The organism is Aeromonas sp. Y289-2 (assembly GCF_027705925.1).
Taxonomy (GTDB): Bacteria; Pseudomonadota; Gammaproteobacteria; order Enterobacterales; family Aeromonadaceae; genus Aeromonas; species Aeromonas veronii.
Window position 1 is genome coordinate 278,444 of record NZ_JAPDCH010000002.1, and the last position, 26,615, is coordinate 305,058.

23 protein-coding genes and 3 tRNA genes are annotated in these 26,615 nt (G+C 60.5%); 10 read left to right on the forward strand and 16 right to left on the reverse strand.

Annotated elements, in window-relative coordinates; translation table 11 throughout:
* Nucleotides 1–142: 142 nt before the first annotated feature.
* The 3 genes from OKC43_RS05570 to OKC43_RS05580 all read left to right on the forward strand — a co-directional run bounded on the left by OKC43_RS05570 (nucleotide 143) and on the right by OKC43_RS05580 (nucleotide 4,128).
* A complete protein-coding gene (locus tag OKC43_RS05570; RefSeq protein ID WP_236271173.1) occupies nucleotides 143–1,678 on the forward strand; it encodes a TerC family protein in 1,536 nt (511 codons plus the stop codon).
* A gap of 195 nt (nucleotides 1,679–1,873) precedes the next feature.
* Nucleotides 1,874–2,995, forward strand: a complete 1,122-nt coding sequence (locus OKC43_RS05575; RefSeq protein ID WP_236271172.1) for an alkene reductase — start codon at nucleotides 1,874–1,876, stop codon at nucleotides 2,993–2,995.
* Between the two features lie 146 nt (nucleotides 2,996–3,141).
* Nucleotides 3,142–4,128 carry a zinc-binding dehydrogenase gene (locus OKC43_RS05580; protein WP_236271171.1) on the forward strand — a complete coding sequence of 329 codons (987 nt, stop codon included), beginning with the start codon at nucleotides 3,142–3,144 and terminating at the stop codon, nucleotides 4,126–4,128.
* A gap of 100 nt (nucleotides 4,129–4,228) precedes the next feature.
* Here OKC43_RS05580 and OKC43_RS05585 read toward each other — a convergent pair whose 3' ends face one another.
* The gene (locus OKC43_RS05585) at nucleotides 4,229–5,293 is read right to left on the reverse strand and encodes an adenosine deaminase (RefSeq protein WP_236271170.1); all 1,065 of its coding nucleotides are present in this window, start codon (nucleotides 5,291–5,293) and stop codon (nucleotides 4,229–4,231) included.
* A 197-nt stretch (nucleotides 5,294–5,490) separates the two neighbouring features.
* On the opposite strand from OKC43_RS05585, the gene OKC43_RS05590 reads away from it, so the two are divergent.
* From OKC43_RS05590 to OKC43_RS05610, 5 genes are all read left to right on the forward strand, one after another.
* Entirely contained in the window at nucleotides 5,491–6,240 is a 750-nt protein-coding gene (locus tag OKC43_RS05590) for an HAD-IIA family hydrolase (protein WP_005337281.1), read from the forward strand.
* Nucleotides 6,241–6,294: 54 nt separating this feature from the next.
* Nucleotides 6,295–7,869: a cation:proton antiporter family protein gene (locus tag OKC43_RS05595; protein ID WP_236271169.1), complete on the forward strand. Its 1,575-nt coding sequence runs from the start codon at nucleotides 6,295–6,297 to the stop codon at nucleotides 7,867–7,869.
* A 130-nt stretch (nucleotides 7,870–7,999) separates the two neighbouring features.
* Entirely contained in the window at nucleotides 8,000–8,368 is a 369-nt protein-coding gene (locus tag OKC43_RS05600) for a cupin domain-containing protein (protein ID WP_236271168.1), read from the forward strand.
* A 192-nt stretch (nucleotides 8,369–8,560) separates the two neighbouring features.
* On the forward strand, nucleotides 8,561–10,225 hold the full coding sequence (gene asnB / locus OKC43_RS05605; protein ID WP_181224282.1) for an asparagine synthase B: 1,665 nt from the start codon (nucleotides 8,561–8,563) through the stop codon (nucleotides 10,223–10,225).
* 247 nt (nucleotides 10,226–10,472) lie between these two features.
* Nucleotides 10,473–10,997, forward strand: coding sequence for an acyloxyacyl hydrolase (locus tag OKC43_RS05610; protein ID WP_236271167.1), 525 nt, complete (start codon nucleotides 10,473–10,475; stop codon nucleotides 10,995–10,997).
* A 402-nt stretch (nucleotides 10,998–11,399) separates the two neighbouring features.
* On the opposite strand, the gene OKC43_RS05615 is transcribed toward OKC43_RS05610, so the two are convergent.
* The 11 genes from OKC43_RS05615 to OKC43_RS05665 form a co-directional block, all read right to left on the reverse strand.
* Nucleotides 11,400–11,486, reverse strand: a tRNA-Leu gene (locus tag OKC43_RS05615).
* Between the two features lie 41 nt (nucleotides 11,487–11,527).
* Nucleotides 11,528–11,601 (reverse strand) — tRNA-Cys (locus tag OKC43_RS05620).
* Nucleotides 11,602–11,636: 35 nt separating this feature from the next.
* Nucleotides 11,637–11,712 (reverse strand) — tRNA-Gly (locus OKC43_RS05625).
* 181 nt (nucleotides 11,713–11,893) lie between these two features.
* A complete protein-coding gene (gene pgsA / locus OKC43_RS05630) occupies nucleotides 11,894–12,448 on the reverse strand; it encodes a CDP-diacylglycerol--glycerol-3-phosphate 3-phosphatidyltransferase (RefSeq protein ID WP_031227442.1) in 555 nt (184 codons plus the stop codon).
* Between the two features lie 199 nt (nucleotides 12,449–12,647).
* The gene (gene uvrC, locus OKC43_RS05635; RefSeq protein ID WP_236271166.1) at nucleotides 12,648–14,501 is read right to left on the reverse strand and encodes an excinuclease ABC subunit UvrC; all 1,854 of its coding nucleotides are present in this window, start codon (nucleotides 14,499–14,501) and stop codon (nucleotides 12,648–12,650) included.
* 127 nt (nucleotides 14,502–14,628) lie between these two features.
* Nucleotides 14,629–15,273, reverse strand: a complete 645-nt coding sequence (gene uvrY, locus OKC43_RS05640) for a UvrY/SirA/GacA family response regulator transcription factor (RefSeq protein ID WP_005337448.1) — start codon at nucleotides 15,271–15,273, stop codon at nucleotides 14,629–14,631.
* Nucleotides 15,274–15,485: 212 nt separating this feature from the next.
* Entirely contained in the window at nucleotides 15,486–16,235 is a 750-nt protein-coding gene (gene kdsB / locus OKC43_RS05645) for a 3-deoxy-manno-octulosonate cytidylyltransferase (protein WP_236271165.1), read from the reverse strand.
* Nucleotides 16,232–16,420, reverse strand: coding sequence for a Trm112 family protein (locus tag OKC43_RS05650; RefSeq protein WP_005347033.1), 189 nt, complete (start codon nucleotides 16,418–16,420; stop codon nucleotides 16,232–16,234). The genes kdsB and OKC43_RS05650 overlap by 4 nt, the downstream gene beginning before the upstream one ends.
* A gap of 120 nt (nucleotides 16,421–16,540) precedes the next feature.
* On the reverse strand, nucleotides 16,541–17,536 hold the full coding sequence (lpxK, locus tag OKC43_RS05655; RefSeq protein ID WP_236271164.1) for a tetraacyldisaccharide 4'-kinase: 996 nt from the start codon (nucleotides 17,534–17,536) through the stop codon (nucleotides 16,541–16,543).
* The gene (gene msbA / locus OKC43_RS05660) at nucleotides 17,536–19,299 is read right to left on the reverse strand and encodes a lipid A ABC transporter ATP-binding protein/permease MsbA (RefSeq protein ID WP_236271163.1); all 1,764 of its coding nucleotides are present in this window, start codon (nucleotides 19,297–19,299) and stop codon (nucleotides 17,536–17,538) included. The genes lpxK and msbA overlap by 1 nt, the downstream gene beginning before the upstream one ends.
* A gap of 104 nt (nucleotides 19,300–19,403) precedes the next feature.
* On the reverse strand, nucleotides 19,404–21,605 hold the full coding sequence (locus tag OKC43_RS05665; RefSeq protein ID WP_236271162.1) for a DNA internalization-related competence protein ComEC/Rec2: 2,202 nt from the start codon (nucleotides 21,603–21,605) through the stop codon (nucleotides 19,404–19,406).
* Nucleotides 21,606–21,632: 27 nt separating this feature from the next.
* Between OKC43_RS05665 and OKC43_RS05670 the strand changes: the two genes are divergently transcribed.
* Both OKC43_RS05670 and OKC43_RS05675 read left to right on the forward strand, forming a co-directional pair.
* On the forward strand, nucleotides 21,633–22,151 hold the full coding sequence (locus OKC43_RS05670; RefSeq protein WP_005350890.1) for a DUF2062 domain-containing protein: 519 nt from the start codon (nucleotides 21,633–21,635) through the stop codon (nucleotides 22,149–22,151).
* Nucleotides 22,145–22,648, forward strand: coding sequence for a DUF2062 domain-containing protein (locus OKC43_RS05675; RefSeq protein WP_005359699.1), 504 nt, complete (start codon nucleotides 22,145–22,147; stop codon nucleotides 22,646–22,648). The genes OKC43_RS05670 and OKC43_RS05675 overlap by 7 nt, the downstream gene beginning before the upstream one ends.
* A gap of 114 nt (nucleotides 22,649–22,762) precedes the next feature.
* Here the strand turns inward: OKC43_RS05675 and OKC43_RS05680 are convergent, their stop codons facing one another.
* The 4 genes from OKC43_RS05680 to OKC43_RS05695 form a co-directional block, all read right to left on the reverse strand.
* Nucleotides 22,763–23,953 (reverse strand): amino acid aminotransferase, encoded by a 1,191-nt coding sequence (locus tag OKC43_RS05680; protein WP_005347039.1) that lies wholly within the window; start codon nucleotides 23,951–23,953, stop codon nucleotides 22,763–22,765.
* 145 nt (nucleotides 23,954–24,098) lie between these two features.
* Nucleotides 24,099–25,040: a hypothetical protein gene (locus OKC43_RS05685; protein WP_236271161.1), complete on the reverse strand. Its 942-nt coding sequence runs from the start codon at nucleotides 25,038–25,040 to the stop codon at nucleotides 24,099–24,101.
* A 172-nt stretch (nucleotides 25,041–25,212) separates the two neighbouring features.
* Entirely contained in the window at nucleotides 25,213–26,085 is an 873-nt protein-coding gene (hdfR, locus tag OKC43_RS05690; protein WP_005337525.1) for an HTH-type transcriptional regulator HdfR, read from the reverse strand.
* On the reverse strand, nucleotides 26,085–26,456 hold the full coding sequence (locus OKC43_RS05695; RefSeq protein ID WP_005350885.1) for a DUF413 domain-containing protein: 372 nt from the start codon (nucleotides 26,454–26,456) through the stop codon (nucleotides 26,085–26,087). Before OKC43_RS05695 ends, hdfR begins: the two co-directional genes overlap by 1 nt.
* Between the last annotated feature and the right edge of the window lie 159 nt (nucleotides 26,457–26,615).

Sequence of the window (26,615 nt, forward strand, 5' to 3'; positions counted from 1 at the left end):
TTGCCCTTCGTCTCTCTCTGTCAAAGCCTATCTTTTTCTGCTTAATCAGCGCCTCTGAATAACACCTTTGCCTTGCTGTTACTGCGGCCATCGTGCGCCGTGATCACTGTTTGCTCTGTCTGTTTTTATTGAGGTCGTCACAATGGAATTGCTGCTGGATCCCCACATCTGGATCGGTCTGTTTACCCTGATCATTCTGGAAATCGTGCTGGGGATCGACAACCTGGTCTTTATCGCCATTCTGGTGAAAAAACTGCCCCCCGCCCAACGGGACAAGGCCCGCGTCATCGGCCTGTCGCTGGCCCTGTTGATGCGACTTGGGCTCTTGAGCGTCATGTCATGGCTGGTCACCCTGACCACCCCGATTTTGCACCTGTGGGATCACCCCTTCTCCGGTCGGGACCTGATCCTGATGGGGGGCGGCCTGTTCCTGCTGTTCAAGGCCACCTCCGAGCTGCATGAGCGGCTGGAAGCCAAACCTCAGGATGACGGCCCTGTCGGCGCCTACGCCAGTTTTGGCGTGGTGATCGCCCAAATTCTGGTGCTCGATGCGGTCTTCTCGCTCGACTCCATCATCACTGCCGTAGGCATGGTGGAACACCTGGGCGTGATGATGGCCGCCGTGACCATCGCCATGGTGGTGATGGTGCTCGCCTCCAAGCCGCTGACCCGCTTCGTCAACGCCCACCCCACCGTGGTGGTGCTCTGTCTGAGCTTCCTGCTGATGATCGGCTTCAGCCTGGTGGCGGAAGGGTTCGGTTTCCACATTCCGAAGGGCTACCTCTACGCGGCCATCGGCTTCTCGGTGCTGATCGAGTTTTTCAACCAGCTGGCCCAGCGCAGCGCCATGCGTCACGAATCCAAGCAGCCGCTGCGCGAGCGCACCACTGCCGCCATCTTCAAGCTGATGGGGAGCAAGGCCTATCAGGATCAGCCGGATGACGATCTGGATGCCCCGGCCGTAGCGCCGGTGAGCTTTGGCGAGGAGGAGCGCTATATGGTGACCGGCGTGCTGTCGCTGGCCGAGCGCTCCATTCGCACCATCATGACCCCGCGCTCGGAGATGGCCTGGATCGATATCAACGACTCCAGCGACGAGATCCGCGCCCTGCTGCAGCGCGAGCCCCACAGCCTCTTCCCCATCTGTGACGGGGATCTGGACGAGGTGCTCGGGGTGGTCAAGGCGCGCGATCTGCTGTTTGCCTTGAACGAAGGGCAATCCTTAAGTGAACTGGCCAAGCAGAACGATCCCATTATCGTGCCGCAGACCATCAACGTGATCCGTCTGCTGGCGGAGCTGCGCAAAGCCAAGGGGAGCCTTATTCTGGTCTCCGACGAGTTTGGCGTGATCCAGGGGCTGGTCACCACCCACGATCTGCTGGAGGCCATCGTCGGCGAGCTGCCGGACGAGGACGAAACCCCGGATATCGTGCGCGATGGCGAAGGGTGGCTGATCAACGGCAGCACCAACATCCACCATGTGGAGCAGGTGCTGGAGCACGAGGGACTGGTGAGCGAGAGCGATGAATACGTGACCCTGGCGGGCATGCTGCTCTCCCACTTCGGCACCCTGCCCACCCCGGGCCAGCAGTTGCAACTGCAGCAACTCAACTTCGAGGTGATCGAGGTGAGCGAGCGGCGCATCGAGCGGGTGAAAGTGATGCCCGCCGCGGCTTGAGCCTGCCACCAGCAGAATACAGAAGAGGGCCAGACGGCCCTCTTTTTTATGCTTCAACTTTATGCCTCAACGCCTCTTTCCCGACAGTTTGCACTGATTGCTGCATCAAGCACAATTCTCTTGTGCAATTACCCCTCTTTTTCACAACAAGATGGCGGCATAAAGTGGCCTCACTTCCACCATGAGGAACTCAAGATGAGCCACGATCACCTGTTCTGCCCGCTGCGCCTCGGCCAGCTGCACCTTGCCAACCGCATCGTCATGCCCCCCATGACCCGCTCCCGTGCCAGTCAGCCCGGTGATGTGGCCAACGCCATGATGGCGAGCTACTACGCCCAGCGCGCCGAGGCGGGCCTGATCATCAGCGAAGGCACCCAAATCGACCCCATGGGCAAGGGCTACGCCTGGACGCCGGGCATCTACAGCGCCGAGCAGATCGCTGGCTGGAAACTGGTGACCGATGCCGTACACGCCAAGGGGGGCACCATCTTCGCCCAGCTCTGGCACGTGGGCCGGGTCACCCATCCGGACAACATCGGCGGCGCCCAGCCCATCTCCGCTTCAGCCCTGCCCGCAGTGGGCGTCAAGGTGTTCGTCGATAACGGCAGCGATGCTCCGGGCTTTGTCGAGACCGTCACCCCGCGCGCCATGACCCAGGCCGATATCGATGCGGTAGTGGGACAGTTCCGTCAGGCGGCCCGCAACGCCATCAGCGCCGGTTTTGACGGCATCGAGCTGCACGCCGCCAACGGTTATCTGATCAACCAGTTCCTCGACTCCGAATCCAACGCCCGCACCGACAATTACGGCGGATCGCTGGAAAACCGGCTGCGCTTCCTCAAAGAGGTGACCGAGGCGGTCAGTAGCGAAATCGGGGCCGATCGGGTCGGGGTGCGTCTTGCGCCGCTCACCACCCTCAACGGCACCGTAGATGCCAACCCGCAGGAGACCTATCTGGCGGCCGCCCGCCTGCTGGGCCAACTCAATGTCACCTACCTGCACATTGCCGAAGCGGACTGGGACGATGCCCCCCTGATGCCGGAAAACTTCAAGCAGGGTCTGCGGGATGCCTTCCCCAACACCCTGATCTACGCCGGTAAATATGATGGTGATCGCGCCCGCGCCGCCCTCGAAGCGGGCTGGGCCGACATGATTGGCTTTGGTCGCCCCTTCGTCGCCAACCCGGACCTGCCGAACCGGCTGCGCCACGGCTATCCGCTGGCCCCCCACGATCCGACCACCCTGTTTGGCGGTGGCGAGAAGGGGTTGACCGATTACCCCGCCTATCAGGCCGATGACGCAGCAGCCAGCCGCTGATTGTCGATGGCCAACCGGCCACGTAACGCAGGCCCCACAGGTTGGGGCCTGTCGTATTGTTGCCCATTCGCAGCAGTGGCAGTTTCTCTGTATTGCTGTTGCAATGACCTCGTTGTTCTCTCCCCTCGCTTTCACAAGGAGTCATCATGAATCACACCCAAGCCTGGTGCTGGCATGCCCCCGGTGAACCGACCCAGCTTACCCTCGCCGATCTGCCCCTGGCACCGCTCGCCCCTGACGAGGTACTGGTAGCCAATCGGGTTATCGCCTTCAATCCGGTGGACTGGAAGCTGATCGAATATGGCCACTCCAACTGGCAGGACGGTCAGGTGCCCGGCGTCGATGGCATGGGCACTATCGTGGCCCTCGGCGCCAACGTCAGCCATCTGCGCCTCGGTGCCCGGGTCGCCTATCACACCGACCTGCGCCACCACGGCAGCTTTGCCCGCCACACTAGAGTACCGGCCCGCGCCCTGCTGCCAGTGCCCGATGCCCTGAGTGACGAGGCGGCCGCCGCCCTGCCCTGTCCCGGCCTCACCGCATGGCAGGCGCTGGCCAAGTTGCCGCGCCTGCACGGGGAAGCGCTGCTCATCACCGGTGCTGGCAGCAGTGTCGGCCGCTTTGCAGTGCAGCTCGCCCTCAAGCAGGGGGCTCGGGTCTTTGCCAACGCCAGCCTACGCCACCATCAGTGGCTCAAACAGATAGGTGTGCAGGGAGTGGCCGATTATCGGGATCCCGACTGGCTGGCCACCTTACAGGCCGCCAACGGCAACGAGCCGTTTGAGGGGATCATCGATCTGGTCTCCAGCCAACAGGCAGAAAGCTTGCTGCCCGCCCTTGGTTACTACGGCCATATGGTGACTGTGCTCGGGCGCATCCCGCACAATCCGCTTCCTGCCTTTGCCCACTGCCACTCATTACACGAGATTGCGCTGGGCGCTCAGCACGCCTTTGGCACCGACAAGCAGTGGAGCCGACTGGTGGCCGCCGGTGTCGCCATGATGGAGCAGATGGCGAGCGGCGAGCTGACCCTGCCGCCGCTGGTGGTGGGCGACTTTGAGGCGCTGCCGACCCTGCTCGAGCGCTTCAAGCGCGAAGGACAGGGCGAGAAGTTTCTGGTGCGAGTGGCATAGCGCGGGCGTCATCCACCGGCAGCAGAAACGCTCGCAACTGAAAATAAGAGAGGCCCGTGATAGCGGGCCTCTTTGCATCCGGGATTAACCTGCGCCTGACTCAGTGCAGCTGCACCCCGTGGGTCTCGGCATAACTGCGGATCTCCCGGGTCAGCCGCGCCTTGTCGGCCAGAGACAGCCAGCTCGCCTCAACGGCATTGAGCGACAAGCGGCAGAGCTGACTCATGGTCGCGCCAAGGCCATCGGCCAGCGCCACAAAGTTGGCATTCATATAGCCGCCAAAGTAGGCAGGGTCGTCCGAGTTGATGGTGACACAGAGCCCCTGCTCCAGCAGCCGCAACACATTGTGCTGGGCCATATCGCCGAACACCTTGAGCCGGGTGTTGGAGAGGGGACAGACGGTAAGCGGCAGCCGGGTATCGGCCAGATAGCGCAGCAGCTCGGGATCGTCTGCCGAGCGCACCCCGTGATCGATGCGGCATACCTGCAGCTCGTTGATCGCCTGCCAGATGTAGTCGGCAGGGCCCTCTTCACCTGCGTGGGCTACCACCGGCAGCCCCAGCTCGCGGCATTTGGCAAAGACCCGGGCAAATTTAGTGGGCGGATTGCCCCTCTCCCCGGAGTCGAGGCCGATGCCGTGAATCCGTGACAGGAAGGGCTCCGCCTCCTCCAACGTAGCGAACGCTTCATCCTCACTCAGGTGGCGCAAAAAGCTCATGATAAGGCGCCAGCTGATGCCAAACTCCTTCTCCCCGCTCTGCAACGCCCGCTCGATGCCACTCAGCACAGTAGCAAAAGGGACACCGCGGGCGGTATGGGTCTGCGGGTCGAAGAAGATCTCCACATGCACCACCTTGTCGGCGGCGCAACGCTCAAGATAGGCCCAGGTGAGGTCGAAGAAGTCCTGCTCGGTCATCAGCACGCTGGCACCGCGATAGTAGAGGTCGAGAAAAGATTGCAGGCAGTCAAAGTCATAAGCGGCGCGCACGCTGGCGACATTGGGCCAGGGCAGTGGCACACCGTTGCGGCGGCCCAGCTCAAACATCAACTCGGGTTCGAGGCTGCCCTCGATATGCAGGTGCAGCTCCAGTTTCGGCAGTCCGGCGATAAATTGCGCGGCGGTGAGGTGTTCGGGTGTGACTGGCTTGGGAATCGGGGTGTCCATAACGACGGCTCCATCAGCAAAGTGATCCGGCGTCAGCCCCTCCACCAGACTGACCCGACGGCAGCTTTATTGTGCACCGAAGTGGCGAGACAGGGGAGACTTGTCATCAAACAGACTTATAATGGCGTCACAAAAATCATAAATGATTGAACATCTTAACGATTGGCGGCTCGCCTGCGCCCTGACAAGGAGTTTTCATGAAGAAGAACGTCATCTGCGATATCGACGGTGTCATCCTGCACAACAACGATCTCATCCCCGGTGCCGACCGTTTCGTCCATCGCCTGCTGGAGCAGGGCAGCAAGCTCTTGTTCCTCACCAACTACCCGGCCCAGACCCAGAAAGATCTGCAAAACCGCTTCCGTTCCGCAGGTATCGAAGTGCCGGAGGAGTGCTTCTACACCTCCGCCATGGGCACCGCCGACTTTCTCAAGCGTCAGGATGGCAAGAAGGCCTATGTGATCGGTGAAGGGGCGCTGACCCACGAGCTCTACAAGGCCGGCTTTACCATCACCGACATAGACCCGGACTTCGTGGTGGTTGGCGAGACCCGCAACTACAACTGGACCATGATGCAACAGGGGGCCAAGTTCGTCGATCAGGGGGCCCGCTTTATCGCCACCAACCCCGATACCCACGGCCCCATGATGCACCCGGCCTGCGGCGCCCTGTGCGCCCCCATCGAGCGGATGACCGGCAAGAAGCCGTTCTATGTCGGCAAGCCGAGCGCCTGGATCATCCGTGCGGCGCTCAACCGGATGGAGGCCCACTCCGACGACACCATCATCATCGGCGACAACTTGCGCACCGACATTCTGGCGGGCTTTCAGGCCGGTCTCGAGACGGTGCTGGTGCTCTCCGGGGTAAGCAAGGTCGCCGATATCGACCGCATGCCGTTCAGACCGAACCACATCTTCGACTCCGTGGTCGACATCGATATCGTCTAATCACCACCCAAGCGTTAAACAGGGCAGGTCTCTCCTGCCCCTGCAGGATCTGTTATGGAACCCATTCTGATCGCCGTGGCCTTTGGCTGCGGCATGGTAGTCAATCTGATTGGCCTGCCCCCCCTGCTCGGCTTTCTGGCCGCCGGTTTTATCCTCAACGGCATGGGATATGAAAATACTCCCGCCCTGAGCGAGGTAGCCGATCTCGGCGTCACCCTGCTGCTGTTCACCATCGGTCTCAAGCTCAATATCAAGACCCTGATGCGGCGCGATGTGTGGGGCACCACCAGCCTGCACCTGCTACTCTCCACCCTGCTCTTTACCGTAGTGCTGCTGGTCTGCAAGGGACTGGGGCTTGAACTTGCCCTCTCGCTGGACTGGAAACTGGCGCTGCTGCTGGGCTTTGCCCTCTCCTTCTCCAGCACCGTCTTTGCGGTCAAGGTGCTGGAAGATCGCAGCGACATGAACGCCCTCTACGCCCGCATCGCCATCGGCGTGCTGGTCATGCAGGATGTGTTCGCCGTGGCGTTTCTGGCCTTCTCCAGCGGCAAGTGGCCCAGTATCTGGGCGCTCTGGGTACTGGGATTGCCGCTGCTGCGCCCGCTGCTCTTCAAGCTGCTGGAGCGGGCCGGTCACGGCGAGCTGCAGGTGTTGTTCGGAGTCTTTCTGGCGCTGGTGGTCGGGGCCGCCGGTTTTGAAGTAGTCGGCCTCAAGCCGGATCTGGGCGCCCTCATCATCGGCATGATGCTCGCCTCCCACCCAGCTGCGGCGGGGCTGGCCAAGGCGCTCTTCAACCTCAAAGACCTCTTTCTGGTCTGCTTCTTTCTCACCATCGGCCTCAACGGCCTGCCGACCCACGACACCATGCTGCTGGCACTGACGCTGGTGCTGGCCCTGCCGCTCAAAAGTGTCCTCTACTATCTGGTCTACAGCGGCGCTCACCTGAGGGTGCGCACCGCCCTGCTCTCGACCCTGGCGCTCACCAACTTCTCGGAGTTTGGCCTGATCGTCGCCGCCATCGCAGCCAAGGCGGGCTGGCTCTCCCACGAGTGGCTGGTGGCGGTCTCGCTGGCGCTAGCGGCGAGCTTTATGATCTCCGCCCCGCTCAATGCCCAGAGCGAGCGCATTTATCACCGCATCGGCCACTGGCTGCGGGGATTGCAGGCGAGCAACCTTCATCCGGAAGACAGACCCATCGAGCTTGGCGATGCCGAGGTGATCATCCTCGGTATGGGGCGGATCGGTCAGGGAGCCTACTTCGAGCTGGAGAACAAGTACGGCAACGTCATCCTCGGGGTGGAGAACGACAGCGAGAAGCTACCCACCCTGCGTGCCCAGGGGATGAACGTCATCGAGGGGGATGCCACCGATACCGACTTCTGGGACAAGGTGCTGCTCTCCAATCAGGTCAATCTGGTGCTGCTGGCCATGCCCCACCACTCGGGGAATCTCTATGCCATCGAGAAGCTGCGCAGCCACGGGTTCAACGGCAAGATCGCCGCCATCGTCCGCTTCGAGGATGATATCGCCTCCTTGCAGGAGCAGGGGGTGGATGCGGTGTTCAACGTCTACAACGAAGCGGGCAGCGGCTTTGCCCGTCATGTGATCCGCCGCTTGCAGCCGCTTTGAGTTATCGGCCAGCAGCCCTTGGCAAGGGAATGCACATCGTTTAAGTTATGCACAACCTCGTTTAATAAAACGAACAATCGCGGGGCCGGGATGGCCCCGCTTTCCTATCTGCCGAAGCCAAGGAGGCACCATGAAGACCCTCAACGACTGGATCCTGCTCGATCGCCATGAGGCGGCCCCCACCCCGCTGATGCCTGCCCCCGAGCGCATTAAAGCGGGCAACCCGAGTCAGACGGTGTGGAACCACTACTCCGACCCCAGCCAGCAGTTTCACGTAGGCTTCTGGGCTTGCGAGCCGGGCCGCTGGGCCATCCACTACACCGAGCACGAGTATTGCCAGCTGCTGGAGGGGGATGTGGTGATCCACGACAGTCTGGGCGGCCAGCTGGCCCTCAAACCCGGCGATCAATTCGTCATTCCCGCCGGTTTTGTCGGAGAGTGGGAGACCCTCACCCCCTGTCGCAAGGTCTACGTCATCTTCGAACCCGCCTCGGCTTGACGTTCACGTCACCCTGCCCCGTTGCAGCAGCCCTTATCCTGTTGTTCCGCTTGACGCTTACGGCATGATTTTCTGCGGTTTTCCCGCTTGCAAAAGGTTTTTCCGCTAGGCATTGTGTCTGACGAGGAATGTAAATGGAATTTCGAGCCCAAACGTGGGGGGCTCATATAAAAATCAAGAGGATTACCGCCAATGTGTTCAATTTTCGGCATTCTGGATATCAAGTCCGATGCAGTAGCCCTGCGCAAATCGGCGCTGGAGATGTCCAAGCGACTTCGTCACCGCGGGCCTGACTGGTCCGGCGTCTACAGCTCCGACAAAGCCATTCTGGTGCACGAGCGTCTGGCCATCGTCGACCCGGGCAATGGCGCCCAGCCGCTCTACAACCCCGAGCGCACCCATGTGCTGGCGGTCAACGGCGAGATCTACAACCACAAAGAGCTGGAGAAGACCCTCAAGGTCGACTTCCAGTTCCAGACCAAATCTGACTGTGAAGTGCTGCTTGCCCTCTACAAGGAGAAGGGCCCGGCGTTTCTCGACGATCTCAACGGCATCTTTGCCTTCATTCTTTATGACGCCGAACAGGATGCCTACCTGATTGGTCGCGACCACATGGGAATCATCCCCCTCTATACCGGTCGCGACGAGCACGGCAACTTCTATGTCGCCTCCGAGATGAAGGCGCTGGTGCCGGTCTGCAAGAGCGTCGAAACCTTCCCGCCGGGACACTACCTGTGGAGCAAGGATGGCGAGCTCAAACAGTGGTACAAGCGCGACTGGATGGAATACAGCGCGGTCGAGCACAACGTCAGCGACAAGGCCGAGCTGAAAGCGGCGCTGGAAGCGGCGGTCAAGCGCCAGCTGATGTGTGACGTGCCCTATGGCGTGCTGCTCTCCGGCGGGCTGGACTCCTCCGTCATCTCCGCCATCACCAAGCTCTATGCGGCACGCCGCATCGAGGACGATGGCAAGAGCGAAGCCTGGTGGCCACAACTGCACTCCTTCGCCGTCGGGCTCGAAGGCTCACCTGATCTCGCCGCCGCCCGTAAAGTGGCTGACCATCTGGGCACCATCCACCACCAGATCCACTTCACCGTGCAGGAGGGTCTCGATGCCCTGCGCGACGTCATCTATCACCTCGAGACCTATGACGTCACCACCATCCGCGCCTCCACGCCGATGTATCTGATGGCACGCTACATCAAGGCGATGGGGATCAAGATGGTGCTCTCCGGCGAAGGCTCCGACGAGCTGTTCGGTGGCTACCTCTACTTCCACAAGGCGCCCAACGCTAAAGAGTTCCACGAAGAGAACGTGCGCAAGCTCGCCTCTTTGCACCTCTATGACTGCCTGCGCGCCAACAAGTCGATGGCCGCCTGGGGGGTGGAGGGTCGCGTGCCCTTCCTCGACAAGGAGTTCATGGACGTGGCGATGCGCCTGCAGCCCGCCGACAAGATGTGTGGCAAGGGCAAGATCGAGAAGCACATCCTGCGCGAGGCGTTCGAGGACCTGCTGCCCCACGAAGTGGCGTGGCGCCAGAAGGAGCAGTTCTCCGACGGCGTGGGCTATTCGTGGATCGACAGCCTGAAAGCCATGGTGGAACAGGAAGTGACGGATCAGATGTTCGAGGCGGCCGCCTTCCGCTTCCCCATCAACACTCCGCTCACCAAAGAGGCCTACTTCTACCGCACCATCTTCGACGAGCACTTCCCGCTGGAAGCTGCCGCCCGCACCGTGCCCTACGGCAAGTCGGTCGCCTGCTCCACTCCCACCGCGCTGGAGTGGGATGCCAAGTTCAAGGAGATGGCCGACCCGTCAGGCCGCGCCGTGATGGACGTGCACCAGCAAGGCTACTAAGCCCGAACGGGTTCACCCGAGCGGATAACGTCAGATAGCAAAAAGCCCTTCACCATGGTGAAGGGCTTTTTCATGTCCCCATTGCCACGCCCGCCAAATCACATCAGGCCATGCAGATAGTTGATTTTTCATAAATATTTAATTTTTTTACCTGCTGACCATTCATTGACAGGGTGTGCTTCGATTGACTATGCCTGAAGGGTGATCAACAGGATCACCACGATGACAACAAGGATCGGGAGGGGGCATGGACGCTAACACTCTATCAAGGATCGGCCTGCTGGCAACACTGCTTGTCAGCCCGGCTGCGATGGCCAATGACAATATCGTGGTGCTGCAACTTGGCAACGCCTTCAGCAATGAAAAGCTCGACATAAAAATTGCCGATGCCAAGTTCCACCATATGTTTTGGCGTTGGGGAGACTCCGGCTGCCAATTTGGACTGGGGGTACGTGGGGGTACGCTCAAGGTAGAAGATGAAGAGACCGCCAGACTGGGGGGCGGCGCCCGTATCGAATGCCAATGGGGTAACTGGGTGACCTGGCTCCCCGGCGAAATGGTCTGGCTCGATCAGTACCAATTTGGGACTCGCGGCCACGGCTACAAGGATTACGGCGGCCCCTTCCAGTTCGCCCTGGGTATCGGCCTCGGTTACGCCATCACCAAGAATTGGCTGATTGGCTATCAGTATGAGCACATGTCCAACGCCTATATGTATGACAAGAACCCGGGGCTGGACAGCCATACCTTCCATATCGAGTACCGGTTCTGATTACAGGCTTATGCCTTGGTCTGTAGACTACGCAACGGAATACAGGTGTGCATGGTCCAAAACGACCAGACGATAACATCGTTCACCAACGGCGATGCCACCCAGAAGAAGAATATCGACGTGCAGCTAGAAGAAACGCAGGAGTGATAACTGCATCCGAGAATGGCCCCACAATGTGGGGCCATTCTCATTTCTGTCTGACAGCACACCGAAACATGGCCAGGGAAAGTCGCCGCATGAAGTGCGCCGTCAGGCAGAGCGGCATCATACAAGAAGATCCTGTTGCTCAACATTACAGGAAGGGTGAACCGCCTATAAAAGCGCTGTCGCCACTTTGGCGCCATTTAGGAAAAAGAAAAAGGCCACTATTTCTAGTGGCCTTTCGTAACTCTTTGATTTTAATGGTGCCCGAGGCCGGAATCGAACCGGCACGACGCGAACGTCGAGGGATTTTAAATCCCTTGTGTCTACCGATTTCACCACTCGGGCACCGCAATCGGTATCAAGCTCGCGTGGCGGGCTTGTCAATATGGAGGCACGTTCCGGAGTCGAACCGGACTAAACGGATTTGCAATCCGCTGCATAACCGCTTTGCTAACGCGCCATGCAAAAGAGAGTTGGCTCTCTATTGTCTGAATTTGGAGCGGGAAACGAGACTCGAACTCGCGACCCCGACCTTGGCAAGGTCGTGCTCTACCAACTGAGCTATTCCCGCATTGGTCTGGCTGACTGCCTGACTACGAGGACGCATTCTAGCGATGTTCCTCGTCCAGTCAACCAGAAATATTTAATTACCTGATCGTTCGGGCATTTTTTGCCCTTTTTGAACAGTTTTAGCGCCTTTGCTCATTTCCTGTCTCAAATCAGCGGAAACCTCACCTTGCGGCGCAAGTGACTCACAGGTTGGCGTGGTGGGTCAAATCGCCCCAAGCGGCCTTCATGTACTGGAACATCGACCAGAAGGTGAGCACGGTAGCGACATAGAGCATCACATAGGCGAGCCACACCATCCAGACGTTGTATTGCCAGATAAGACCGGTGAGCGACACCATCTGGATCATGGTCTTCCACTTGCCAATCCAGCTGACCGCCACCGAGGAGCGTTTACCGAGCTCGGCCATCCACTCACGCAGGGCGGAGATGATGATCTCGCGGCCAATCATGGTCATGGCGGGGATAGTAACCCAGATGGTGTTGTAGTGTTCGACGATGACCACCAGCGCGGCGGCAACCATGATCTTGTCGGCAACGGGGTCAAGGAAGGCGCCAAAGGCGGTGGACTGATTGAGCTTGCGAGCCAGATAGCCATCAAACCAGTCGGTGGCAGCGGCCAGAATAAAGATGATGGCGGCAGCCAGATAGGACCATTGATAAGGCAGATAGAACAGGATGACGAAGACGGGAATGAGCAAAATCCGGAAAAACGTCAACAGGTTAGGTATGTTTGTCATTATTTTCAGCCACTTCTTGTACGTCGCTACATAGTGCGCCAAAGCCGATTTGCGATGCAACCGCACTGGCGCCCGTCTTGGTCTTTTTAATCCATCAATCTTCTCAAAATGCGAGGGCCATTATGGCATTTACGGCCCCCCCGCGTCACGGCTCTTGTGCATCAAGGAGTTAGCGATTTTGCCATGCCGCAAATCCTGCTCAGGCGCTGTGCAAGCCATCGTGGATGGTCTGGGCCAGCTCCTGACTGATGCCAGGTACCTTGGCCAGTTCATCCACGCTCGCCTTTTTGACCTCCTGCAGGCCGCCCAGATATTTGAGCAGTGCCTGCCGCCGCTTTGGCCCCACCCCCGGAATATCCTCCAGACTGCTGCTGGTGCGGGCCTTGGCCCGTCTGGCCCGGTGGCCGGTAATGGCAAAACGGTGGGATTCATCGCGAATATGCTGAATAAGGTGCAAAGCGGGCATATCTGCCGGCAAATGCAACTCTTCGTGACTTTCCCCCATAATGAGAGTTTCCAACCCCGCCTTGCGGGTGACCCCCTTGGCAATCCCCACCAGCAGCGGATATTTGCCGCCGAGGAACTCCAGCTGACGGGCCAGGATCTCTTCGGCGCGGCGCAACTGGCCGAGACCACCGTCAATAAACAGCACATCAGGCACCTTGTCCGGCTCCTGCTGCTTGCCAAAGCGGCGCTCCAGCGCCTGCTCCATGGCCGCGTAGTCATCGCCGCCGGTGATACCGTCGATATTAAAACGACGATATTCCGATGAGAGCGGCCCCTCCCGGTTGAACACCACGCAAGAGGCCACGGTGCGCTCCCCCATGGTGTGGGAGATATCGAAACACTCCATGCGGGCGATGGGGCGCTCCAGCTCCAGCAGCTCTTCCAGCTGGTCGTAGCGGGCGGTGATGGTGCTCTTGTGAGCCAGCCGAGATCGCAGCGCCGTCTCGGCGTTGATGGAGGCGAGCTTGATAAAGCGGGCCCGTTCGGCGCGGGTACGGCTCACCACCCGCACCTTGTAGCCTGCGGTCTGGCTCAGAGTCTCGGCGATGACGCTCTCGTCCTCAAGGGCCACATCGAGCAGCACCTCGCTCGGGATCTGCCGCCCCCCCTGCCCCGACAGATAGAACTGCAGCAGGAAGGATTGCACCACCTCGTCGAGTTGGGTATCGGCCGGCACTTTCGGGAAGTAGCTGCGCGAGCCGAGCACCTTGCCCTGACGGATAAAGAGCACGTGGATGCAGGCTGCGCCTTGCTCGAAGGCGACCCCCACCACATCCAGCTCGTCCAGCACGTTGCCGCTCACCGACTGCTGTTCGGTAACCCGGCGCAGCGCCAGGATCTGATCCCGATAGCGGGCTGCCTCTTCAAAGCGCAGATCGCCGCTGGCGGACTCCATCTTGCCCACCAGCTCGCCTATTACCTGCTGGTTCTTGCCCGCCAGAAACAGCTTGGCCAGCTCCACCTGCTGGGCATATTCGGCCTCGCTCACCAATCCAGGTACGCAAGGGCCGGCGCAGCGCTTGAGCTGATAGAGCAGGCAGGGACGGGTGCGGTTGGCATAGACCGCATCCTCGCACTGGCGTACCGGAAATATTTTCTGCATCAGATGCAAACTCTCGCGCACCGCGCCGCCAGAGGGGTACGGGCCGAAGTACTCCCCCTTCACCTTGCGGGCACCGCGATGGACGCCGATGCGTGGATGCTGGTGCGCAGTGATGATGATCCAGGGGTAGGATTTGTCGTCCCGCAGCAGCACGTTGTAACGGGGCTGGTACTGCTTGATCAGGTTGTGCTCGAGGATCAGCGCCTCGGTCTCGGTGTGGGTGACGGTGACCTGGATATCGGCGATCTGGCGCACCAGGGTGCGGGTCTTGATGCTGTCGACGTTGGTGCGAAAGTAGGAAGCGAGCCGCTTTTTCAGATCCTTGGCCTTGCCCACATAGATCACGGTGCCACTGCTGTCATACATGCGGTAAACGCCGCTCTGATGGGTGACGGCGCTCAGAAACGCCTTGCTGTCGAAGAGAGGTTCGGGAGAGAAGGTCATCAGCTACTCGGCTCACACAAAGGCAAAAATTGACGGGCAGAGCATACTGCCCCCTCCGCCCGAAAAGCAAAGGGGCAAAAAAGCAAAAAGGCGGCACTCGCCGCCTTTGAGACCACACGCCACCCGATTAGAGGGTATCGGCATCCAGCATGCCATAGCGAATGGCCAGATGGGTCAGTTCCACGTCACCGTTGATCCCAAGCTTGCTGAACAGCCGATAGCGGTAGCTGTTGACCGTCTTCGGGCTCAGGTTGAGCTGCTCGGAGATATCGGTCACCTTCTGCCCCTTGGTGATCATCATCATGATCTGCAGCTCGCGCTCGGAAAGGGACTTGAAGGGATTCTCGTCAGCGGAGGCAAACTGGCTGAGGGCCATCTGCTGGGCAATCTCCGGGGAGATGTAGCGCTGACCGGAGTGCACCAGCCGGATCGCCTGGATCATCTCATCGGGGGCTGCCCCCTTGGTCAGGTAACCGGCGGCGCCGGCCTGCATCACCTTGGTGGGGAACGGATTTTCTGAATGAATGGTCAGCACTATGATGCGCACATCGGGGCGGATCCGCAGAATTTTGCGGGTCGCTTCCAGACCACCAATACCCGGCATGTTCATGTCCATCAGGATCACGTCCGGATGGTGTTGGCGACAGAAAGTGACTGCTGTCTCGCCGCTCTGTGCTTCGCCCACCACCTTGATCCCACGCACATCTTCAAGAATGCGTCTTATCCCTGTACGCACCAGCTCATGATCATCGACCAGGAATACATTTATCACCCAAACACCCCGTTTTATCTCGTTTTAGCCGCCCGGTTAGGGTTAACAGGGCGTCTTGCATCATAACCAAACTCGTCGCTTTGGCAAACCATGCACGCCAAAAGTTTGAGAAAACCCATGTTTAGCGTTTAAAATCAAATAATTATATAAATTTTCAAAACAAAAAACGGTGCCTTGCGACACCGTTTTTCATGACTTGAGTGTTGTGGCCATCACTTGGCCAAAAAGGCGCGCACCTTCTCCAGATCGGCCTGGGTATCCACCCCGACCGGCGGCGCTTCAAGGGCCTGGGCGACGTGGATCTTCTCCCCGTACCAGAGCACCCGCAGCTGCTCCAGCGCCTCGACCTGCTCCAGCACGCTCGGTGCCCAGTCTACGTAACGCTGGATAAAGCCTGCGCGATAGGCGTAGATACCGATATGACGCTGGTAGTGGTCACCAATCTGCTCATGGCTCTTGGCAAAGCGATCACGATCCCAGGGAATACTGGCGCGACTGAAGTAGAGGGCGTAGCCATCCTTGTCAGTCACCACTTTCACTGCGTTCGAGTTGAACGCCTCTTCGGCATCCTGGATCGGCACCGACAAGGTCGCCATCGGCGCCGTGGCAGCGGCAAGATTGTCCGCCACTTGACGAATGATGGCGGGCGGAATGAGCGGTTCATCCCCCTGCACATTGACGATGATGGTATCGGCGGCAAAGCCGTAGTGACGGCACACCTCGGCCAGACGCTCGGTGCCGGACTGGTGATCCGGTGAGGTCATGCACACCTCGACGCCGGTGCTCTGCAGTGCCTGCTGTACCCGCTCGTCATCGGTGGCAACGATCACCCGATCGGCCCCCGATTGCAGAGCTTTCTCCACCACGTGCTGCACCATGGGCTTGCCATGGATATCCGCCAGCGGCTTGCCCGGCAGACGAGTTGACGCATAGCGGGCAGGAATGACGACGACGAAACTCATGACGGCAGCTCATCGCTGTTGAGCGGACGGGCACGGTTCTCCAGTAGTACCGGGATCCCCTCTTCCAGCGGATAGGCCAGCTTGTCGAAGCGGCAGACCAACTCATGAACTGCTTTGTTGTAATGCAGCTTACCCTTGCAGACCGGGCAGGCGATGATGTCGAGCAACTTGATGTCCAAAGCCAAAACGATACTCCTTCAACGATGTCGCGCTGGCGGCTTCATCACGCCAGCGATGGATGTCGAGCAACCAGCTATTCCATGCGGGGCATACTCCCCCCTGCTCCCCCGCCGAGGCGAGAGAGATTAATCTTGCGCCTTGGTCGCGCCCTTCGCCTTCGCCCCCAGCTTGTGCAGCAGGGCATCGAGCAGGGAGGCGGGCAACTCGGCGCTGACCGGCAGATACCACCAGTTTTCGAGGGCAAACGGACGACACTTGACCGCATCCTTCTCGGTCATCAGCAGCGGCTTGCTGGCAAAGCGGCCCACCAGCTCATCCCGATCGAAGGGGTGATGATCGCCGTAGGCGGCCTGCTGATCCAGCTGGTAGCCGAGCCCTTCCAGGGTGGCAAAGAAGCGGGGCGGATGACCAATCCCCGCCAGCGCATCAACCGGCCCCGACAAGGGGGCGGCCAGCGGGGCATCGTCGCGCACCCGGCGCGGGGTGTCGGCGACCAGTTGCATGGGGTACTCCCCCTTGCCCGGCTCGCCGCCGTTGCAAATGATGGCGTCCACCCGTTTGAGACGAGTGACCGGCTCGCGCAGCGGCCCCATCGGCAGCAGGCAGGCATTGCCAAAACGGCGGGCGCCGTCCACAACCACCAGCTCGATGTCACGGGCCAGCGCGTAGTGCTGCAGACCGTCGTCGGTGATGATGATATCCACCTCACCGCTCTGCTCCAGCGGTCGGACCGCATCGGCCCGTTTCGGGGCTACCACCACCGGACAGCCGCAGCGCCGGGCAATCAGCACCGGCTCATCTCCGGCCTGCGCCGTGGTGCTGGTCTCATCCAGCCGATAGGGGTAATGGGGCGCCTTGCCACCATAACCACGGCTCACTACCCCGGGGCGATAGCCACGGGCTTGCAACTGCTCCACCAGCCAGACCACCACCGGCGTCTTGCCGTTGCCCCCCACCGAAATATTGCCCACCACGATCACCGGCAAGGAGGCGCGATACCCCTTGCGCCAGCCGTGACGATAGGCGTAGCGGCGGGTGCCGCTGATGATGGCAAACAGCAGGGCAAAGGGGGCCAGCAACCAGCGCCAGCCACTTTTGCGATACCAGAGCCGTTCCAGCATCAGACCTTGCTTCCCGCGTTGCCAAACTGAATGGCGCGCAGCTGGGCATAGGTGCCGCGCTGCTCCATCAGTGCTTCGTGGTTCCCGCGCTCGACGATATGGCCTTCGTCGATCACCAGGATCTCGTCTGCCTTCTCGATGGTGGAGAGACGGTGGGCGATCACCAGCGAGGTACGCGCCTTGCAAAGCTCGTCGATGGCCGCCTGAATGTGGCGCTCGGATTCGGTATCGAGAGCCGAGGTGGCCTCATCCAGCAGCAGAACCGGCGCATCGCGCAGCAGAGCGCGGGCGATGGCCACACGCTGGCGCTGACCACCGGAGAGGGATGCACCGTTCTCGCCAACCACAGTGTCATACCCATTGCTCATCTTGCTGACGAATTCGTCGGCATGAGCGATACGGGCGGCCTGCACGATCTGGTCGCGGCTGTATTTGTCTTCTGCGGCGTAGGCGATGTTGTTGGCCACCGAGTCGTTGAACAGGTGGACATGCTGGGAGACCAGCGCGTACTGCTTGCGCAGCTCGCTCAACTTGTATTCGCGGATGTTGATGCCGTCCAGCAGGATCTCGCCCTGATCGATGTCGTAGAAGCGGGTCAACAGGCTGGCAATGGTACTCTTGCCAGAGCCGGAACGGCCCACCAGCGCCACCGATTTACCCGCCTCCACCTTGAAGCTGACGTTGTGCAGCGCCGGGGTGTCCTTGGTCGGGTAGGTGAAGGTGACGTTGCGAAACTCGATCTCGCCGCGGGCACGCTCCAGAGTGCGGGTGCCGGTATCCTGCTCCGGCTCGGTGTCGAGCAGGCCAAACAGACTGTGACAGGCGGTGATGGCTCGCTGGAACTGGTTGTTGACGTCGGTCAGGCTTTTCAGCGGCTTGAGCAGCATCATCATGGAGGTGATCATGACGGTAAACGTACCGGCAGTCAGCTCGCTGCGCACACTGTCGATGGTAGCTACATAGAGGAAGGCAGCCAGCGCGATGGAGGCCACCATCTGCACCACCGGGCTGCCGATGGCATCGGCAGCGACCATCTTCATGGTTTGCTGGCGCATGTTGTTGCTGACCTGGAAGAAGCGTTTCTCTTCCACCTTCTGGCCACCAAACATCAGCACCTCTTTGTGCCCTTTGAGCATCTGCTCGGTGGAGGTGGTGATATCCCCTACCGCCTGCTGGATGTGACGGCTGATCTGGCGGAAACGGCGGCTGATAAGGCCGATGATGATGCCCACCAGCGGGCCAACCACCAAAAAGATCACTGACAGCTGCCAGGAGTGCCAGAACATCAGGCCGAGCAGGCCGACCACGGTCGCCCCTTCCCGCACCAGGGTCACCAGGGTGGTGCTCGCCGCCGAGGAGACCTGACTGGCGTCATAGGTCACCTTGGAGAGCAGATGACCGGTGTTCTGACGGTCGAAGAAGCTCATCGGCATTGCCACCATGTGATTGAACACCTGCTGTTGCAGACGCATCACAACGTGGTTGCCGACCCAGGCCATGCAGTAATTGGAGAGAAAGTTGGCGACACCGCGCAGGGCCACGATGCCGAGGACGAAGAAGGGCATCCATTTCAGAACGGTGCTGTCGTTGCCATTGATGCCCTGATCGATCAGCGGCTTGATGGAGTAGACAAAGGTGGTATCCACGGCGGCGTAGCCCAGCATCCCGATGATGCCACCGACCAGGCCCAGCTTGCGATCACGGACATAACCAAGCAGGCGTTTGAATACTGGCCAGCTCTCTTGTGAGGTTTCTTGTTGCATGAATAGCCGTTAGTAATGGAAATGACGGGCTATTCTAGCCAAAGCGCAGGCTTACACCAAGCGCCGCCACCTATATCGCATTCCTACACGGCAGAAATGGCCGATTATTGCTCAAACCACACTCGCGGTCTCCACCACTCGCCACTGCGCCGGTACCAAGGCCCCAGATCTCGCTCGGCGGTGACGCTCAAGCCCGCAGCAGTGGGTTCGACCAGTACTGCCCCTTGCTGACCGGTGATCCACTGGCGGGCATCCCGATAGCGGGCCACTACATCGGGACGGGGAAAGCCCCACTGATTCATAAAGCCGGCGCTGTGGATCACATCCTTTGCCGCCACCGCCGCGACAAACGGGGGCGTGGAGGAGGTGCGACTGCCATGATGGGGGCTCACCAGCAATGTGCTGGCCAACCCCTCTCCCTCCAGCGCCACCAGCCGTTGCTCGGCCTGCCGCTCGATATCGGCGCTCAGCAGCACGCTGCGCTGCCCATCGCTGATACGCACCACGCAGCCATCGTTATTGCGCCCGCCACCGGGGCGCTCGGGCCAGAGCACTGCAAACGAGAGCCCCTGCCAGCGCCACTGTTGCCCACGCTGGCAGAGCGTCGTTCCCTCACTGAAGGGATAAGAGGAGAGCTCGTGGCGCACCGGCATGGCGCTGAGCAGTCGCTTGCGATTGCCGGCATGATCCCGATCCTTGTGGCTGATGATGAGGCGATCGATGACCCGGATCCCCAGATGGCTCAGCTGGGGCAGGATCACCGCATCCGCCATGTTGTAGCCTCCGGGATAGCGATCGCCGGTGTCATAGAGGATGGCACGCTCCCCCTTGCTGATCAGCACCGCCAGCCCCTGTCCCACGTCCAGCACCCGCAGTTGCCAGCGGACCGGAGCTGGCCAGCACGCCAACACCAGCGCAAGGGAGCCCGGTAACCAGAGCCAGCGTGCCGAGCGCCACTTTGCGGCAAACCAGAGCAGCAACAGCAGGGTGCAGAGCGGCAGCCACCAGCCGGGCAGTGGCCACCACAGTTGCAGTTGATCGGCCAGCCAGTTCAGGAGCGTCAGCACCCACCCGAGCCCCAAATCCGCCAGCCAGAACAGGACATAGGCAAGCGAGGTGGAGAGCGGCGCCAGCAGCACACCGATCAGAGCCAGCGGAATGATAGCGATACAAAAGAGCGGCACCGCCAAAAGGTTGATCACCATGGCAAGGGGCGCTATCCCCTCGAACAACGCCAGCTGCAGCGGCAGCAGACCGAGCAGCAGCCAGAGCTGGATCTGCCACAGTCCCGGCTTGTCGTGGAGATATCCCACCAGCAGTAAGATGGCCACCGCCAGAAACGAAAGCCAGAAGCCGGCCGAATAGAGTGCGAAGGGATCCCAGAGGGTCAGCACAACAAAGGCCCACAGCCAGATGCGCCAGGCCGGCCACTCTCGCCGACTCCAGCGCAACACACTCCACACCAGCACCATGATCAGGGCCCGCTCGGTGGCTACCGCAAACCCTGCCAACGCGCTGTAGACGGCGGCAAACAGCAGGGAGGTGATAATGGCGCCACGCAGGCCAAACAGCCTGCCCAACCACCACCCGAGCACAGCTACCAGCGCAATGTGCTGCCCTGAAATGGCGATGATATGGGTCAGGCCGCTACCGCGAAACAGCTCCCACTGGGCATCCGTAATGCCACTCTGCTCGCCAAAAGTGAGCGCCGCCAGCAAGGAGGTATGGTCAAGCGGGCGCCAACTCTCGGTCGCCGCCCCCAACCAGCGTTCGCGCCAACCCGCAGGTACCTGTTGAATGTCGATCACCCGCCGCAAATTGCCAGTGGCGGTGATCCCCTTGCCCAGCAGCAGACGCCGCCCATCCAGCCCCGCCTCGTTGGCCAGACCGTGAGCCGGTTTCAACGAGGTCACCAGGGTGATCCGGCTACCTACCGTCATGGCGGGCAATGCCTGATAGGCATTGACCCGGATAAGGGGCTCAGGTGTCACCGGTTGCTCGTCGAGGATGCTCACCCGCAGCAACAGCCGGACAAATTTATCCCCCTCGGGCTCTGCACTTTGCAGCTGTGCGGTTATCATGTGGCTCGTCTGATCGCCCAACCGCTCCAGCCAGGCCAGCCGATAGGCAAGATTGGCCTGCATCCAGAGGATGCCGAGCAGGAGAAACAGCCACCGCCAGGTACGGCAATATGCAAGGGGGATCAGCAGGGACAGCAACAGGCCCCCCCATGCGAGTGAAGGTAACCATGGCCAGAACAGTGAGGAGCTTGCCCCCAGGGCAAACGACAACAGACGCAGATCCATGGAGCAAGTATTTAGCAAGGTTTCAATATGCCCAAACGACTCATTAAACGCTGGATGCCCGATCAGCAAACCCTGAAAGAACACAAGCACCTGCGGCTGTTCGGCAAACTGCTGCTCGATGCCAACCTCTGGCACCTCAACCGGCGGTCAGCCGCCGGGGCTTTTGCGGTGGGCCTCTTCATGGCCTGGGTGCCGCTCCCCTGCCAGATGCTGCTGGCCGCCGGTGGCGCCATCCTGTGCCGGGTCAATCTGCCGCTCTCGGTGGCGTTGGTCTGGCTCTCCAACCCCTTTACCATGCCGCCCCTGCTCTATGGTGCCTATCTGGTGGGTTGCCAGCTGCTGGGACATTCAGCGCAGCAGATAGAGATTGAGTTCACCTGGGAGTGGCTGGTCTCGGTACTCGGCACAGTGGCACCACCGCTGTTGCTGGGCTCGCTGATCCTGGCCCTGCTCAGTTCCCTTATCGGCTACACCCTGATCCGCACCTTCTGGCGGATCAGCACGGTGCGCCAGTGGCAAAAACGCAAGATGGCCCGCCCATGCTGAGTCGCTGGTTTGCCCGCTTCAAGCTCGATCCCGACACCCTGCGCCAGCAGAAGTGGTTTGCCCTGTTTGGTGAACGGCTGCTTGCCCCAGCCCTCTGGCAAGGGGGCACTCGCGCCCTGAGTGGCGCGGTGGCGGCCGGGATCTTCGCCTGCTGGTTCCCCATCCCGATGCACTCGCTCATCGCAGTCGGTCTGGCGCTGGCATTCAGCCTCAACCTGCCGCTGGCACTGCTGGCGGTCTGGTTCAACAATCCGCTGACCCTGCCGTTCATGTATCTCTACGCCTATCGCACCGGTTGTCTGGTACTGCACCAGACGCCGGAGCCTTTCCACCTCAGCTGGACCCTGCACTGGCTGGAGCAGGAGGCTGCCACCCTGGTGCCTCCCTTCCTGCTCGGCAGCCTGCTGCTGGCGGTACTCACCGCCCTAAGCGGCGGCGCCCTGACCGCGCTGCTGTTGCAACTGCGCAAGCTGTGGCAAGGTGCCCGCCACCAGTGAGTCCCCCTTCCCATTGTTTGACTGTTTGACGATCAGCCGTTGGCGATCAAAAAAGCCCGTCACCAAGGTGACGGGCTTTTTCATGGCATAGAACCAGAGCGCAAGGTGATGCGATTACAGCACCTTGGCGATCGCCTCGCACAGGGGATCGATATTGGCGCGGGTGATCCCGGCCACGCTGATCCGGCCTGAGCCGACGATATAGATGGCAAATTCGCTCTTGAGGCGCTCAACCTGATCCTTGGAGAGGCCGGAGAAGGAGAACATGCCGTTCTGCTCTCGGATAAAGCTGAAATCCTGGCTCACGCCGAGGGCAGCCAGCTTCTCTACCAGCAGCTCGCGCATCTCGCGAATACGCACCCGCATGGCGGCCACTTCTTCGACCCACTCGGCATAGAGAGCCGGATCGCTCACCACGGCGGTGACCACAGCGGCGCCATGTGACGGCGGGTTGGAGTAGTTGGCACGAATGACGGTCTTGACCTGGGTGAAGGCCACATCGGCGATCTCTTTGGTCGCGCTCACCAGCGTGAAGGCGCCGACCCGCTCGTTGTAGAGGCCGAAGTTCTTGGAGAAAGAGCTCGCCACCAGCAGCTCGTCATGGCACTCGGCGAAGATGCGCAGGCCTTCGGCATCCTCTTCAATACCACGGGCAAAACCCTGATAGGCGAAGTCAAACAGCGGCAACCAGCCGGCGGCAGCACTCTGCTTGGCCAGCGCGCGCCACTGATCGCTAGTGGGGTCGATACCGGTCGGGTTGTGGCAGCAGCCGTGCAGCAGCACCAGCTCACCCGGCTGCACTTCGGCCAGCGAGGCCTGCATGGCAGCAAAGTCGAGCCCCTTGGTGGCGGCGTCGTAGTACTTGTACCACTTGACGGTCAGGCCCGCGGCCTGGAACACGCTGACGTGGTTGGCCCAGGTGGGATCGGAGATCCAGATGGTCTTGGCCAGCCCGTTGCGCACCACGAATTCGGCCGCGATACGCAGGGCACCGGTACCGCCCGGCGCTTGCGCGGTCTTGGCGCGGCCGCTGGCAACCAGCGCAGAGTGCTGCCCGAACAGCAGTTGCTGCACGATGCGGCCATATTCGATATTGCCTTCAATACCGAGGTAGTTCTTGGTCTTCTCGTCGGTCAGCAGCTTCTGCTCGGCTTTCTTGACGCAGTGAAGAATGGGGGTGGCACCGGACTCGTCCTTGTAGATCCCTACGCCCAGATTGATCTTGTGGCTGCGAGAGTCAGCGCGGAAGGCTTCGGTCAGGCCCAGGATCGGATCCGCTGGGGCGGCAACAACCTTTTCAAACATGGTATTCCCTGTATTCCGTTGAGTTCGTTGGGTGGCAAAGCGGCTTGATAAACAAAAGCGCTCATCTGGCGAGCGCTTCGTCAACTCTTTATATCACCGCGTTCAATGAGGGAAAACCGCTTTTTGGCTCGCTTTCAGACCAATTTCAACCAACGGCATGCCACGCTGGCGCCAGTGCGCACACCTCGGCCGACAAGCCACCATTGGACTCAACCAAACCGCTACAAACTGCTAACAATGACTTGGGGATCCGGCTCGGTTCCCACGGCCTAGCCTCGGTCAAAGGTTGGGCATACGCACTGAGAATGGGGGCCAGATCACGGGGCAACCACCAGCTGGCCGGACGCCCCAAGCGCTGGGCCAGCGCCTGCAGCCGATCCACCCCGGCGGGGTCGAGAGCGGTGAGATGACTCCACAGCACATTGGGAGGCAAGGCGGCCACCACCTGCTGCAAGGCAAGGGGAGCCGATGGGGGAGCCCACACCAGCAAGGTGCCAGCATCAAGGGGCAACTCGGCAAAGGCGCCGACGCTGTCTGTGGTGATCACCCGCTCGATACTCCCCTCCCCCCACAGGATCTTGCCAAGACCCGCCAGGGTGCGCTCGGGCAGGGCCACCTCCCCCAGCGCCTGCAACCAGGGGGCTGCGTCGATCAGGGTGCCGCCGCTGAAAAAAAGGCTGAACGGCTGGGCTGCGCGCAAGCGCAACAGCTGGTCGGCGCAGAGCCGGATCCCCTTGTCCTCGAAATCGATCTGCTCGTTGGGGGTGAAGTTCACCTCGCTCTTGCGATAGAGCGCCGCCAGCACCCGTTCGTTGACCTGCTCCCCCAATTGCCAGCCCTGAGCATGCAACCACTCCTCGGGCTCAGGAGGAGCGATGGCGATCTCGGCCAGCATCAGCTCGCGGGTGAGATAGCGCCGTCCGGCCGGGGTGAGCTCATAGCTGTGGCTGCCATGAGCGAGCAGCAGCTGGTTATCCTTGAGCAGGCCCACCAGCGGTTGCCACTGGCGGCCACGGATCACCACAGGTGAGTGGCTCAGCAACTGCTGCGCCAGTGCCCGCCATTCGGGGTGACTAAAGTCGATCAATTACAATCCATCCCTGTCAGTGCTCAATCGGATAAACAGCCTGAAAAGGTACCGTTACAGGCCGATGACGCCAAGCCTCCCGCGCCAATTACGTGACCCCGCTCCCTGCAATTTTTCCCCAAACAGAAGAGCCCACCATAGGGTGGGCTCTTCCTTGGATAACACTCGACGCTTATTCGACGTTGAGGCGCAGTTCGGCGTCGTGCCAACCCAGTGGCAGGGTCAACAGCTGATCGATCAGCTCTCGGCGATCGGATTTCTCCAGATAGGCGAGATAGAGCGGACGGCTCAGCGGCTGGCCCCCCTCCACCAGATGGAGCGCCCCCTTCTCGAGGAAGGGGCTGACCATCCGCCGTGGCAGGTAGGCAGCACCACCGTTGGCCAGCACGAACTGCAACGCCATGCTGGCGGAGCTGGAGTGCAGCACCGGGGTCTTTTGCAGACTCTGCAAACGGCTGGGTTGCGGCTCGAAGCTGGTGCCCCAGTCTAGGTGGATGTGCGGCATCTGCATCAGGTTGTCGGCATTGGCGGCCGGATCCCGGCTCACCAGCTCGAACACCAGCTCACCGATGGGATGCAGGGCAATCTCGTCGATCTTGGTGGGTTCGGAGAGCAGGGCCAGATCGAGGGAGCGCTCCAGCAACTGGCGGCAGAGATGCTCACGGGAGGCTGTTTCCAGCCGCACCGCCAAACCGGGCGCCAGCGCATAGATGTGATTAAGCCAGTCGTTGAAATCGAGCTCCCAGAACACCGCGGGCGCGCCGATGGCCAACTGCTGGCTGAATCCTGGCGAGAGCGCCACATCCTGCTTGGCACGACCAAGGGTGTGCAAGATGGCGTCTGCGTAGGGCAGCAGACGCTCACCGGAGGCGGTCAGGCGGATGTTGTTACGATGACGGGCAAACAGACTGACACCCAGTTGCTGCTCTAGCTGGCGGATCCGGAAACTCACCGCCGACTGGGTCAGGTAGAGATTTTCAGCAGCCCGGCCAAAATGCCGGGTCTTGCTCACCTCGATAAAGGTCCGAAGCAGCTCGGTATCCATTAATCGATGGACTCGTCACTGCCACCACCGCTGCCACCACCGACATCAAAGCTGCCGCCACCGCTGCTCTCTTCGCTGGCGCCGCCAACGACGGTGCAGAGGCGATGAACGCGCTTGGGACCGATCACCTTGAGGTATTTGAACCACACCTTGGCATGGGGGTTGGCACCGGCTTCGCCGGATTTGACCTGCTCGACGAAGGCGGACTCAACATCGTCACGGGGTGCAAGGTTGCCCTGGTAGAGTGCCAGCATGGCGGTACCATATTTTTCCAGACTGTCCGCTTCGGCCACAGTGAATTCGCCACTGCGACGCAGGCCACGGGGAAAATGTTTGAAGTCGTTGAAACGCTTGTCTGATTCGAAGCTCATAGTGCTCTTTTTTCTGGTTAGTTTGACCTTTGCGGGCAAGTATCATCAGGCCATCGCCGAGTGCAAAATCAATTTTCTCACTATGTTAATAAATATCTTTTATCGATGTCACTTTGCCCCATAGCTGACGCCGATTTTGTGGCATAACACACAAAAAAC